At 35.3% G+C, this 14771-nt stretch carries 9 protein-coding genes; 4 read left to right on the top strand and 5 right to left on the bottom strand.

Translation table 11 applies throughout. The features are described from left to right. Positions 1 to 11: 11 nt before the first annotated feature. From HNQ00_RS04275 to HNQ00_RS04255, 5 genes are all read right to left on the bottom strand, one after another. Positions 12 to 1553, bottom strand: coding sequence for an acyl-CoA carboxylase subunit beta (locus HNQ00_RS04275; protein ID WP_173837090.1), 1542 nt, complete (start codon positions 1551 to 1553; stop codon positions 12 to 14). 3 nt (positions 1554 to 1556) lie between these two features. Further along, a complete protein-coding gene (gene accC, locus HNQ00_RS04270) occupies positions 1557 to 2999 on the bottom strand; it encodes an acetyl-CoA carboxylase biotin carboxylase subunit (protein WP_173837089.1) in 1443 nt (480 codons plus the stop codon). 90 nt (positions 3000 to 3089) lie between these two features. After that, on the bottom strand, positions 3090 to 3575 hold the full coding sequence (locus HNQ00_RS04265; protein ID WP_173837088.1) for an acyl-CoA carboxylase biotin carboxyl carrier protein subunit: 486 nt from the start codon (positions 3573 to 3575) through the stop codon (positions 3090 to 3092). Between the two features lie 87 nt (positions 3576 to 3662). Beyond that, positions 3663 to 5867, bottom strand: a complete 2205-nt coding sequence (locus tag HNQ00_RS04260; RefSeq protein ID WP_173837087.1) for a B12-binding domain-containing radical SAM protein — start codon at positions 5865 to 5867, stop codon at positions 3663 to 3665. A gap of 105 nt (positions 5868 to 5972) precedes the next feature. Further along, entirely contained in the window at positions 5973 to 7256 is a 1284-nt protein-coding gene (locus tag HNQ00_RS04255) for an MFS transporter (protein WP_173837086.1), read from the bottom strand. Positions 7257 to 7602: 346 nt separating this feature from the next. On the opposite strand from HNQ00_RS04255, the gene HNQ00_RS04250 reads away from it, so the two are divergent. The 4 genes from HNQ00_RS04250 to HNQ00_RS04235 all read left to right on the top strand — a co-directional run bounded on the left by HNQ00_RS04250 (position 7603) and on the right by HNQ00_RS04235 (position 14768). Further along, the gene (locus tag HNQ00_RS04250; protein WP_254598437.1) at positions 7603 to 8214 is read left to right on the top strand and encodes an RNA polymerase sigma factor; all 612 of its coding nucleotides are present in this window, start codon (positions 7603 to 7605) and stop codon (positions 8212 to 8214) included. Positions 8215 to 8304: 90 nt separating this feature from the next. Beyond that, positions 8305 to 9417 carry a FecR family protein gene (locus tag HNQ00_RS04245; RefSeq protein WP_173837084.1) on the top strand — a complete coding sequence of 371 codons (1113 nt, stop codon included), beginning with the start codon at positions 8305 to 8307 and terminating at the stop codon, positions 9415 to 9417. 147 nt (positions 9418 to 9564) lie between these two features. Next, a complete protein-coding gene (locus tag HNQ00_RS04240; RefSeq protein WP_173837083.1) occupies positions 9565 to 13278 on the top strand; it encodes a SusC/RagA family TonB-linked outer membrane protein in 3714 nt (1237 codons plus the stop codon). A gap of 11 nt (positions 13279 to 13289) precedes the next feature. Beyond that, positions 13290 to 14768: a RagB/SusD family nutrient uptake outer membrane protein gene (locus tag HNQ00_RS04235; RefSeq protein WP_173837082.1), complete on the top strand. Its 1479-nt coding sequence runs from the start codon at positions 13290 to 13292 to the stop codon at positions 14766 to 14768. Positions 14769 to 14771 lie beyond the last annotated feature (3 nt).

Below are 14771 nucleotides of genomic sequence, written 5' to 3'. Positions count from 1 at the left end.
TACATTATATGCTATAAAGGAATATTTCCATGTTTTCTATTAGGAGTAACACTTACTTTGTTCTCCAGCATACTAAAAGCTTTAATCAATTTCCTTCTAGTATCTTGCGGCAAAATGACTTCATCGACAAAACCTCTTTGTGCAGCGGTGTAGGGATTAGCAAACAAATTAGCATATTCAGTTTCTTTTTCTAGTAATTTAGCTGCAGCATCTTCGGCCTCACTAATTTCCTTTTTAAAGATAATTTCTGAAGCTCCTTTTGCTCCCATTACAGCAATTTCAGCAGTAGGCCAAGCAAAATTCATATCGGCTCCAATGTGCTTAGAGTTCATAACATCATAAGCACCACCGTAAGCTTTTCTAGTAATCACAGTGATTCTGGGTACGGTCGCCTCACTTAAGGCATATAATAACTTAGCACCATGTACAATAATACCATTCCACTCCTGATCTGTACCAGGCAAGAAACCAGGCACATCCACCAAAACTAATAGTGGAATATTGAATGCATCACAAAAACGAGTAAATCTTGCTGCTTTTATAGAGCTATTTACATCTAAGACACCTGCTAAATACAAGGGTTGATTTGCTACAATACCAATACTCCTACCACCTATTCGAGCAAAACCTACTAAAATATTTTCAGCAAAATTCTTATGAATTTCGTAAAATGAATCTTCATCGATAATCCCGCTAATCACCTCATGCATATCATACGGTTTATTAGGATTATCAGGTATTATCGTTGCTAGTTTATCACGCACTTCATCGTTTAACTCATAAGGCAATTTCTTAGTAGTTTCCTTATTGCTTTGTGGTAAATAACTAAGTAGGCGTTTTAAATCTTCTAGACACTCAATATCATTGCTTGATGTTATGTGCGCCACACCAGACTTAGTAGAATGCGTACTTGCACCTCCTAATTCCTCTGAAGTAACTGTTTCATTTGTCACGGTCTTTACAACATTAGGACCAGTAACAAACATATAACTGGTATCTTCGACCATCATTGTAAAATCGGTCATAGCAGGTGAATACACCGCCCCACCAGCGCATGGTCCCATAATAGCCGAAATTTGCGGAATTACACCAGATGCTTGAACATTTCTAAAAAATATATCTGCATATCCTCCTAAAGAGCGCACACCCTCCTGAATACGAGCACCACCTGAATCATTTAACCCAATCATGGGCGCACCCATTTTTACTGCCATATCCATGACCTTGCAAATTTTTTCGGCATGAGTTTCTGACAAGGCACCCCCAAAAACCGTAAAATCTTGTGCAAAAACATACACCAATCTTCCGTTTATAGTTCCATAACCTGTAATCACACCATCCCCATTGTAGATTTCTTTCTCCATTCCAAAGTCGGTGGTACGATGCGTCACTAACATCCCTATTTCCTCAAAAGAACCTTCGTCCATTAAATAGGTAACACGCTCACGAGCGGTCAACTTTTTCTTCTCGTGTTGTTTTGCAATACGTTTTTCTCCTCCGCCTAAATGGGCTTTGGCAATCTTATCGTTTAATATTTTTATCTTAGCATCCATAGTTTAAGAATTTGGTAATCTTACAATTTTTTGATCTTCAAAATACTGCTTCAAAGCTAGCAATGCAGCAATTTTAGCTTCTTCATTTAATGCTGCCTTCATCTTTTCACCATCGTAATAGTTTTTGACAAAATGGGTATCAAAATTTCCTGATCTAAAGGCATCGTGCTGACATACAAATTTACCAAAAGGCAATGTTGTACTCACTCCCACAACATTGTAATCATCAATCGCCTTGATCATTAATTGAATTGCTTCTTCCCTAGTTTGACCGTAAGTAATTAATTTGGCTAGCATGGGGTCATAATAAATAGGAATATCCATTCCTTGCTCAAAACCATTATCTACACGAATCCCTTCACCTACAGGCAGCGTGTACACTTCTAAATTACCTACACTAGGTAGAAAATCATTTAATGGATCCTCAGCATATACTCTTAACTCTAGGGCGTGTCCCATAATTTTTAAATCCTCTTGCTTCATTTGCAAAGCCTCTCCTCGCGCCACTCTAATTTGTAATTCAACTAGATCTGTACCAGTAATCAACTCTGTCACGGGATGTTCTACTTGCAAACGCGTATTCATTTCGAGAAAATAAAAATTATTATTCTCATCTAATAAAAATTCGACCGTACCTGCTCCTAAATAATCACAAGATTTAGCGACTAAAACTGCAGCTTCACCCATCTTTTTACGAAGTTCAGGAGATAGCACGGCAGATGGTGCTTCCTCTATAACTTTTTGATGGCGACGTTGAATACTACATTCTCTTTCAAATAAATACAATATATTACCGTGACTATCGGCCATAATTTGGATTTCGATATGTCTTGGTGACGCCACGTACTTTTCGATAAAGACAGATCCATCCCCAAAAGCATTAGTAGCTTCACTAATTGCTCTGTTCATTTGCGATTCAAATTCTTCTTCATTTTCAACCACGCGCATTCCTTTACCACCACCACCAGCAGACGCCTTAATCAAAATAGGAAAACCCACTTGAGTCGCTACTTTTTTAGCTTCTTTGATATCTGTAATGGCTTCGTCTAAACCAGGAACCATAGGAATATTATACGCTTTAACAGCATCTTTTGCTGCTAGCTTGCTTCCCATAATTTGGATTGCTTTAGACTTGGGACCTATGAATACAATACCACTAGCCGCTACATCCTCGGCAAATTGCGCATTTTCACTTAAAAATCCGTAACCTGGATGAATAGCATCAACATTCAATGACTTAGCAACAGCTATAATTTTGTCTCCTAAAAGATAGGATTGGTTTGAAGGCGCTTCCCCTATCCATACTGCTTCGTCAGCAAATTTTACGTGAGGAGCGTTTCTATCTACGGTAGAATATACTGCTACAGTTTTGATTCCCATTTTCTGGGCCGTTTTCATAACTCTAATAGCTATTTCTCCTCGATTAGCAACTAATATTTTTTTCATATTTTTATAGATAAAAGAAATTCCAGCGCACTGAAAAGCACTTCACAGTACAGTCAATTGCGATTCACTCCTTGTTTCTTACTTAAAGTTTTATTCAAATTCGATTAAAAGCTGTCCCTTATCTACAGCATCACCAGTAGCTACGGCAATCGATTTTATGACTCCGTCACGAGGGGATTGAAAACTATTTTCCATTTTCATAGCTTCGAGAATCAATAAAGGATCTTTTTCTTTAACAGTTTGCCCCACCACAACATTTATCTCTAGAATTAGTCCTGGCATAGGTGCTTTTATAGCATTAATTTGTTTAGACAAGCCTACCTCAAACCCTAGTTCTTTAATTAATAAGTCTAGGTCATCAGCTATTGCAACAGTATATAAGTTACTGTTCACTTTTACAGTGTAGCTTTTTTGATGAAAATTAGAAGATTCGATGGTTGCTTTATAAGGAGTGCTATTATGCAGAGCGTGGTAGTCTTTGCCTCCAGTATTTACTGCGTCAAACTTAGAAACTTCCTCTTTGTTAATAGTAAAGAAAAAAGAGTCATTGACACTTATTTTGTAATTATCGCGCATTTTACTAGTTTTTTACTCGTAAAAATAAGTAAAAGAAAACGTTTTCGCAGATATTAAATTATTTTTTTTATGCTTAAAAATTACGTGCTACAATATAAGAAGCCCATAATCTCTTAAGGTGTTTACTGGTTTAGAATACCAAAAAAGCTCAAAATTCTCTAAATTTGTTTCAAAACTCAGCTTGAGCTCTTGAAAAGTAAATGTCTTACTATTTGCGACAGCAAGCAACGGTAAAGTATGCAATAACCACTCTCCTTCTTGATCATTTAACACAATCTCAAAGCTTTCTTTCTTATCATGAAAAGTAAATGACATCATTTGCCATGAGTTTCCTTTTTTAGACTTAGTGTATTTATTAATAGCAGGTTTACCTCCTAACCACACGATCTTAGCATTAGACTTACTACTTAAATCGATATCGCTAGTTAAGGCGTTGTATATGAAATCTTCTGGAATTTTTGATTTGGGAATTTTAAAATCAAACCAATCTTGTAGTTCGTAGTCAAAGCAAATCCCATGCATGAAATTAAACAATGATTTTTTTAACCCAAAACTAAATTTGTCATGGTCAATTCCAGTATTGTCAATGTAATTGATATCGTTATTTGCAAAAGAACCTATTGCTTCGGTTTCTTTTTTCACACCAAATTTCTCAGGATACAAACCCACTGGGCTGTGCGCCGTCATGGCAAATTGATGCCAAAAACCAGATTGCAAAACACCGGCTTCAAAAAGCTGGCGTACCATCTCCAGACTATCTACTGTTTCTTGAATTGTTTGGGTAGGATAGCCATACATTAAATACGCATGCACCATGACTCCTGCCTCAGTAAAATTACGAGTCACCTTAGCCACTTGCTCGACAGTTACCCCTTTATCAATCAATTGCAATAAACGATCTGAGGCTACTTCTAAACCTCCTGAGACTGCAATACAGCCCGAAGCTTTTAAGAGAAGACACAAATCTTTACTAAAGCTTTTTTCAAATCGAATGTTTGTCCACCAAGTTACTGATAGCTTTCGTCTTAAAATCTCTAACGCCAATGCACGCATTAACGCTGGCGGGGCTGCTTCATCTACAAAGTGAAAACCATTCTCTCCCGTTTGCTCCATCATTTCCTCCATGCGATCGCAAAGTAAATTTGCAGCCACAGGTTCATATATTTTAATATAATCTAATGATATATCACAAAAAGTACATTTTCCCCAATAGCATCCGTGTGCCATGGTAAGTTTATTCCACCTCCCATCTGACCACATACGGTGCATGGGATTGACGATTTCGATAACAGAAATATATTTATCTAACAACAGATCAGAGTAGTCTGGAGTACCTACTTGCGATTGTTTATAATCAGATTTAGACGAATTATTCTTATAAACGACTGCTCCATTTTCCAGCAGAAATGTTCGTTTAAATGCGCCATAACTAGGATTTTCAATATTTAGAATTAGTTCCTCAATAGGTACTTCACCATCATCTAGTGTGATGTAATCAAAAAATTCAAACACCCTACTGTCAGAAAGGGAACGTAATTCTGTATTAGGAAAACCACCTCCCATCGAAATCTTAATTTCAGGATAATTTGCCTTCACCCATTGTGCCGATCGGAAGGCACTGTATAAATTCCCTGGAAAAGGAACCGAAATTAAAAACAAGGTAGGTTTTATTGATTCAATTTTTTCTTTTAGGTTCGAAAGTAAAATGCGATCGATGTACGTAGGATCCTGCTGCAAGGCACCATATAATTCATCAAATGTGTTTGCAGATCTACCTAATCGCTCTGCATACCTACTAAAACCAAAATTAGCATCTACGCACTCCACGATAAAATCTGAAATATCTTCGAGATATAAAGTTGCAAGATGTTTTCCTTTGTCCTGTGTACCCATAGTCCCAAAAGCCCAATCGAGTTCTTCAAGCTGAGCAAAACGAGAAGCTTCGGGCAAATAATCTTCTTGACAAATTTGTAAAGCTAATGTAGGGTTCTTGCCTTGTAAAAAAGCAATAACAGCATCGATTGTTTTAATATACTCCTCTTGCAAGGCATAAATACGCTTTGAATTGTCTGAAATCGTATTTATTGATTCTTCAAATTTAGCACTTGATATGCTAAATAAATTTGATAGCCCTTCCTTTGAAAACAACTTTAAAATTACCTCTATCCCTAAATCTGCTTGAACAGCATCTATAGCTTTTGTATTTAAAAACCCCTTGATGTATGCCGTGGCAGGATAAGGAGTATTTAACTGTGTAAACGGAGGTGTAACTAAAAATAATTTGGTTTTCAAAAGAGATATTTTTCTGCAAAAATAAGTGATATTACTTCGTATTCATAGAAAAGTTAGCTCTTTAAAAAAAAATCTATTTAGAAACCTGATTTTCGAATAAATGTCTTAAAATTTATGTTCCTTTTTACTAATTACAAGTAGTGCAATTACAGAGACAATTGCTGCTACAGAGAGATAAAAACCTACATAAGTAAGACTATAATTTGTGGCTAACCATATCGCTGCCATAGGAGCAAATGCAGCACCAATGATTCCTGACATATTAAAAGCTAGCGACGTGCCTGAGTAGCGCACAGTAGTAGGAAATAATTCAGATAAAAAAGTACCTAGAGGTCCATAGGTGCACCCCATTAAGCTCATCCCTACACATAAAAACAAGGTTACCACAATAGGATTTCCGCTGTTCATTGCCGTAGAAAACAGAAACCCAAACAAAGCAATAGCTACAGTTACATAAATTAGTGTTTTTCTACGTCCTATTTTATCAGCAATTAAAGCTGAAAGAGGAATAAAAAGTGCAAAAAACAAAACAGAAAATAACTGCATTAAAAGAAAATCTCTTTTACTGTAATCTAAATCAGATGTCGCCCAACTTAAGGTAAAAACGGTCATTAAATAGAAGAACAAAAACGTAGTCATAGCTGCTAGTGTACCAAATATCAATTGATTTTTATAAAACTTAATCAATGTCAAGAAAGGAACTTTGTTTTCGGTTTTTTCTTCTTTTGCATTTTCGAATGCTGGAGTTTCTGTAATATTTAATCGAATGTAAAACCCTACCAGAACAAGCAACGAACTAGCTATAAATGGTATTCTCCATCCATAATCAATAAATGCTTCAGCAGTCATGGTATCCGTTAGAAGTAAAAAAACACCTCCCGATAATAACAAACCTATGGGCGCTCCTAACTGAGGAAACATTCCGTACCATGCTCTTTTATGAGGAGGTGCATTTTCAATCGCGAGTAAAACGGCTCCGCCCCACTCTCCTCCTAAACCAACACCCTGTCCGAATCGACAAAGCATTAACAGTAAAGGAGCGGCAATACCAATACTCGCGTAACTAGGTAAGAACCCAATACAAACTGTCGAAATCCCCATCGTAAGAAGTGCTATAACTAGCGTCGTCTTCCGTCCTATTTTATCACCATAATGTCCAAAAACGGCAGAACCTAGCGGTCTTGATAGAAAAGCTATAGAAAAGGTTGCAAGAGAGAGTAAAGTAGAATTAGTACTATCTGCAGATGGAAAAAACAATTGCGGAAATACTAGTACGGCAGCATTTGCGTAAATATAAAAGTCAAAAAACTCTATCGTTGTTCCTATAAGACTTCCAAACAAAACATGCTTGAGAGAATTCTTCTTAGGGCTATGCGTATTTTCATTCATTGGAGGTATTTTTTTTTATTAAAATTCAACTATTTTACTTAAACAGCGAAATAATTTAACCTCAAAAAGCTCTAAAGGAAAGAGAAATACACATAATCCAGTTTTAAAACAGATTCTTTCTGAATATAATAAAAATCACCAATTCACCACACAGGATGTAAGAAATTATCTATTGCGAATTCTGCAATTCAAACGGACTATTCTTTGTAATTTTTGAATAATGCCAAGCTATATTCATAAAAAAACTAATAAGTCTTACAAGTATAATTTTAATTTGTGTATCTATATTATTATACGTAAAATTACAAACCTTAACAAAACCTTAATATACAAAACCACCACCATTTTGCATACTAACCAAAAAACTAGTACCCCTATACTTGACGACACTCAATTATGGATTGACTTAAAAGCAGGAGATGAAAAAGCTTTCTCGATGTTATTTGAACGACATTATGAACATTTAATTAGATATGGTAATTCGTTCTCTAACGACAGTGACAAAATTGAAGACTGTGTTCAAGATGTATTTGCTGATGTTTGGCTTTACAAGAACAAGTTAGGAGAGACCACAAATGTAAAAGCATATCTACTCTCAAGTGTACGTAAGAGGATTTCAAGATTACAAGAAAGAGATCGCATCTTTAATAAAGTAGCATCTACAGATGTTGTCAACTTCTTATTTGATTTTTCTATCGAACACCAGTTAATAAATGATGAAGTTACAGCTGATAAAGTATATCAATTAAATAAGTTAATCAATTTATTGCCCTCAAGGCAAAAGGAAGCATTGTATTTAAGGTACAATCAAGGTTTGAGCGTAGAGCAAATTGCAGAAATGCTTGATGTAAATTATCAATCAGCAAACAACCTACTACACCGTGCAGTTCTCAATTTAAGAAAGGACTGGAACATCAGCCTAACCGCACTCCTACTACTATCAACAGCTATATTATAATATTTTATTAAAAAAAATAAAAAATAATCATAATTTAGTGAGTATATAACAAAGAAAGCGTCCTTTATGTATATGTAATCTTATATTTAAATGCAAATACGCGATCATTATACCGAAGTTGAAGACTTCTTAGCAGATGCTTCTTTCCAGACCTGGATACGTTCAAACGTAGATCAGGACAATTGGGAAGAATGGACATTAGAAACTGCGACCAGAGCTAAACTCGTTCAAGATGCTCGTCTATGGATACTAGCTACTAGAACTCCAAAACCTAACTTTACTACTACCACCATCCAAACAGCATTACATGCCACTTGGAGTAAAATAGAACAGCGTGAAAACGCTACCAACAAAAAAGTACTTAACTTATGGAATAGCAATTGGCTTAGGTCTATAGCGGCAGTTTTGGTTTTTGGATTACTCGCTACTTGGACCTTTAGCCATTTCTTTCTTCCTATGAACGATCAAAAAGTGTACAACGAGCTTCTAGATGAAAACTATGAAGGATTAGTAGAACAAACTAACAACTCTAGTAAAGCACAAACGATCACACTATCTGACGGAAGTTCTGTTTTATTACAGCCTAAAAGTAAATTGAGTTACCCTAAAATATTTACAGGTTCAGAACGTAGCGTGTACTTATCAGGTGAAGCTTTCTTTGAGATAAGTAAAAACCCAAAGAAACCTTTTTTAGTCTACGCTAACGAAATCGTAACTCGTGTCCTTGGAACAAGTTTTAAAATTAGCGCTTACGCTAATAAACCTAATATTGAAGTACTCGTTCGTACCGGAAAAGTTAAAATTGAATCGAATCAAAGTATCATGCCGTCCTCAAAAGACGAAGATATTACTTTACTTCCTAATGAGGCAGTTCGTTTTACAAGAAAAGATTTAAAATTTAAAAAAATAACCGACATCACAAAAGACGAAGCCTTGATAGGTTCTTTAAGCAATATAGAACAATTAAGTTTTGATTTTAGCGACATCCCAGTGAGTCAAATTTTTAAAACATTAGAGCAAGCCTATTTAATTAATATAGCTTATCCAAAAGTAAAAATGAAAGAATGTCACTTGACTAGTTCTCTCAATGACATGCCATTGCCAGAAAAATTGAAGATTATCTGCAAGGCATTAGGAAATAATACGAGTTATGAAATGAATGGCAACCAGGTGATCATCACTTCTGATGGTTGCGAATTATAAATAACCTCATGAAAAATTAAAAAAAAAACGCCGATAATGCTGTAACATTATCGACGTTTGAATGAAATCAAATTGTTTTCTGTAAAAAACAATTTGTGATGTTTCGACAATACCCTTTAGAAGTACTAATTAAAACAAACCAAAATTATGAAAAAACCTGTTGTTAAACAACGATTACTCTTTCGAATCATGAAAATAACCCTATTCCAACTCCTGCTGGCCTTTGTGTTTTCAACAGTTACAATGGCAAATAGCGTTAATGGTCAAAAGAAACTGGACACTAAAGTAACTTTAGAACTTGAAAACTTAACTTTATCTAATGCTCTTAACAAACTTGAGAAATCAGCAAAAGTTAAATTTTCATACAACTCTAGAATTAGTCAGTTAGACCAAAGAGTAAGCTATAGTGCAAATGACGAGTCATTAGCTTCTATATTAGCTAACATTTTAAAACCTTTAAACATTGCTTTTTCTGAAATTAGCAATCAAATCGTTTTACAAAATAAAGCACCGCAACTAGACGACAAAATAGTTGCATTTTTACCTACAAATACTGTAAGCACATCTTTCATGGTTGCTACCGTAACTGGTAGAGTTCTTGACGAAACAGGAAATCCACTTCCTGGAGCTACAGTTATGGCAAAAGGAACTAAAGTGGCTGTACTTACTGACATGGACGGTAACTTTAGCATTAACATGCCTGCAAATAGCACAATGATTGTTGTTACTTATATAGGTATGAAAACAGTAGAAGCTACTGTAAAAGCAACACCTATGACGATCGTTTTAAACGAGTCAGGACAAACGCTTAACGAAGTTGTCATTACTACAGGATATGAAAAAACATCTAAAAGAACATTTACAGGTGCGATTAGTAGAATCTCTGAGAAAGATTTACTTGTTGAAGGTGTGGTAGATATTAGTAGAATGATCGAAGGTAAAGCTGCCGGTGTTACTGTTCAAAACGTAACAGGAACTTTTGGTACAGCTCCTAAAATTACCGTTCGTGGATCTTCTTCAATCTTTGGAGATACAAAACCATTATGGGTAATCGATGGAATCGTACAAGAAGACATCGTGAATTTATCTTTTGCTGATTTAGCATCAGGAAACTCTGAAACACTTTTAAGTTCGTCAATCGCTGGATTAAATCCAAATGATGTATTGAGTATCGAAATCTTGAAAGATGCTTCGGCAACTTCAATCTACGGATCAAGATCATTAAATGGTGTTGTGGTAGTGACTACAAAACAAGGTAGACGTGAATCACCTTTATCAGTTACTTATTCACTTGAGCAAACAGCACGTCTTGTGCCTAGTTACAATCAATACGATATTTTAAATTCTCAAGAAACAATGGGAATATTAAAAGAAATTGAAGCAAAAGGATTCTTAGGATTACCTACAACAGCTCAGGGCCGTTACGGTGGTGTTTATAACATCCTTGCAAATGCAATCAACACCTATGACACTACAAATGGAAAATTTGGTGTGAGAAATGATGAAGCTGGAAGAAACGCATTTTTACAGAAATACGAACTAGCTAACACTGACTGGTTTAAAACATTATTTAGACCATCTATTACACAAAATCACTCTTTGAGTTTTTCTGGTGGAGGTAAAAACAATGGCTATTATGCTTCACTCGGATTTTATAGCGATCCAGGATGGACTACAGCTGATAAAGTAAACCAATTGACATCTAACATTAAGAATACTTTTTATATCAACGATAAGTTAACAGTAGGTGTATCGACACAAGCATCTATAAGAGATCAACAAGCTCCTGGTAGTTACGATAGTTTAAGAGATGGTGTGAACGGTAGCACAACTAGAGATTTTGACATCAACCCTTTTAGCTACGTCTTAAATACAAACAGAGCGTTAAGACCTTATGATGATAACGGAAACTACGAGTACTATAGAAACAACTGGGCTCCGCTTAACATTGTTGAAGAGTTGAAAAACAATTATATGGATATCAAAGTAAAAGATATTCGTTTTCAAGCTGAATTAGGATATAAAATTAGCCCTAAATTAACGTACAACTTTGTAGCAAATGCGAGATACGCTAACACTATTAGAGAGCACAATATTCTTGAGCAATCTAATATCGTAGGAGCTTATAATGCTCAAGAAACTACAATTGTAAGAGATCAAAACATCTTTTTATACGAAAATCCAGATGACTTAACAGCTCCAAAAGTTTCAGTATTACCAAATGGAGGTATTTTGAGAAAATTCTCTAATGATTTGACTTCGTACAATATTAGAAATAGTTTTACTTATAAAAATGTATTTAAGGACAAACATGAAGTAGACGCTTTATTTGGACAAGAAATGCGTTCTGTAGACAGAAACAGTAGTAATTTTACTGCTTACGGTTTACAATACGATAGAGGATTAACCGCTTTTACTGACCCTAGATTACTAGAAAAAGTAATCAATGGAGGAGAGTCGTACTATGCTTTTACTGAAGAGAGAGAAAGAACTGTAGGTTTCTTTACAAAATTAGGATACACATATGACCGTCGTTATACAGGATCTATCACAGGACGTTATGATGGGTCAAACAGACAAGGAAATAGTGGGTCATCAAGATGGTTGCCTACCTACACTGTCAGTGGTAAGTGGAACATCATGGAAGAAGATTTCATGAAAAATGCAACAGCATTAAGCAACTTAAGCTTAAGAGGTTCTTATGGTTTGACTGCAACTGCTGGTCCTGCTACTAACTCACTAGCTATTTACAAAAGTTTTATTACAGATCGTTTAAACCTTAATGATAGAGAAACTGGTCTTCGTATTGAAGATCTTCAAAATGGTGACTTAACATGGGAAAAACAATTTGAAACAAACATAGGATTGGATTTAGGGTTGTTTAATAACAGAATCCAATTAACAACAGATATCTATAGCAGAAAAGCTTTTGATCTAGTTGATGCAGTAACTACTTCAGGAATTGGTGGACAAAAATTCAAGTTAGGGAACAATGCCGATATGGAAACTAAAGGTCTTGAACTATCTTTAACTACTCAAAACTTGAATAATTCGAGACTAAAGTGGTCGACTACTTTTAACTTCTCAATCTATGATCAACAGATTACTAAGCTAGCAAATGTACCTACAGTTTTAGGGCTAGTTGACGGTACTGGAGGAAATGCTATAGGTCACCCTAGAAACGCATTGTACTCTTACCAATTTACTGGATTAAACAATCAAGGACTTCCTACTTTTATCATGCCAGAAGGAGAAAGTGACAATGTTGCAGGTGCTAATTTCCAAGATTCAGAGGACGTGACTAAGTACTTGAAATATGAAGGATCAATTGAGCCAAACAAATCAGCTGGTTTAAGCAATACATTTACGTATGACAACTGGTCTTTAAACATCTTTATAGTTGCCTCGGGAGGTAATAAGGTTCGTTTAAACCCAATTTACGCTTCAACTTACGATGATTTAACTGTTTTTACAAAAGAATTCACAAACAGATGGTTGAATCCAGGTGACGAAGCATTAACTAATATTCCTGTTATTGCTGATCAAAGATTAATCTCAAATTATGCAGCTGACGGAAGAAGTTTAGTAAGAGCATACAACGCTTACAATTATTCAGATGAGCGCGTTGCAGATGGATCATTTGTACGTCTTAAAAATGTGTCATTAACTTATGAATTTCCTTCTGACTTTAAGAAACGCATAGGATTAAGTAGATTTTCTATGAAAGCATCTACAGCAAATCCATTGTTAATCTATTCAGATAAAAAATTAAATGGTCAAGATCCTGAGTTCTATAGAACTGGAGGAGTTTCTCAACCTATCACGAGCCAATACACATTCTCACTTAACGTATCATTCTAATTATAAAAGACATGAGAAAAATAAATATAACCTTATCACTACTTGTAGTTTTAAGTCTTACTAGTTGTGACGATTTCTTATCTGAAATTCCAGATAATAGAACACAACTAGATAGTCCAGAAAAAATATCAGAAATTCTTGTAGAAGCATATCCTCAAGCAAACTATATGTTGTTTGCAGAGACTATGTCAGACAATGTATTTGACAGTGGTGATTTAACACTTACCAATGTTCAAAACTCATTAGACTACAACTGGGAAGTACAAATAGAAATACAACAAGACTCACCATCATCTTATTGGGACGCATGCTACAGTGCAATTGCTCATGCTAATCAAGCACTGGATGCTATCGAGAAGCTAGGAAACCCTGCAAATTTACAACCGCAAAAAGGGGAAGCATTATTAGCTAGAGCATACGCACATTATATGTTAGTATCTCTATTCTCTCAAAGATATGACCCAGCAACAGCTAAGTCTGAATTAGGTATTCCTTACGTTTTATCTCCTGAGACAAAATTACTTAAGGTATACAAAAGAAATACTATCGAGGAAGTTTACAATTACATTGAGGCAGATGTAGAAGAAGGCTTGAAGTATGTTAATAATGACTATGCACAACCAAAATTTCACTTTAACGTAGCAGCTGCTAATTCATTTGCTAGCCGTTTCTACGGTGTTATAGGTAAATGGGACAAAGTAATCGCTGTTTCTAATGCTTTAGGTAATAAACCAGTAGGAGAATTAAGAGATTATCAGTCTTATTTAGATTTAGATTTTAATACAGGTCAGCGTAAATATTCACAAGAAAGTGAAAACACTAATTTATTAATTGCTTCTGCATCATCAACTTATTCAAGAACTTTCAGCAGCAACAGATTTCAAATGACTGGTGCAGATAGAGATGTACTCTTTGGTAATGCAACAAATTTAGCTAACAAAGGATATTTATATCGTCCATTATCTTATAATGGTCAAATCACCATTTTTGTTCCCAAGTTTGTAGAGTATTTTAGATATACAAATGTAAATGCAGGTATTGGTCAACCTTTTGACGCCTTAGTACTTTTATCAAATGATGAGTTATTCTTAAACAGAATTGAAGCACACATCATGACAAATCAACTAGCTATTGCTAACGAAGAAATCGATTACTTCCTATCACAAAGAATAACAGGCTACAATCCTGCTACAGATAAAGTATCAGAGGCAAAAATCGTAGCTAAATATCCAGTGATTGCTAATGAGTACACTCCTTTCTACAGCATGACAGCTGTTCAAACATCATATGTTAAAGCAGTTGCTGAAATGAGAAGAAGAGAATTTGCACATGAAGGTTTGAGATGGTTAGACATCAAGCGATTTGCACTATCTATAACGCATAAATCATACAATCAGCCAGACAATGTTCTAGCTAAAGACGATGTACGTAAAGCGGTACAAATACCATTACACGTTACAAATACTGGAGTAGAAAAAAACCCACGCTAAAAC

Origin of the sequence: Flavobacterium aeripolare, from assembly GCF_013294025.1 — a bacterium.
Taxonomy (GTDB): Bacteria; Bacteroidota; Bacteroidia; order Flavobacteriales; family Flavobacteriaceae; genus Flavobacterium.
The sequence above is the reverse complement of the archived record's forward strand: the minus strand, read 5'-3'. Positions and strand labels throughout refer to the sequence as shown.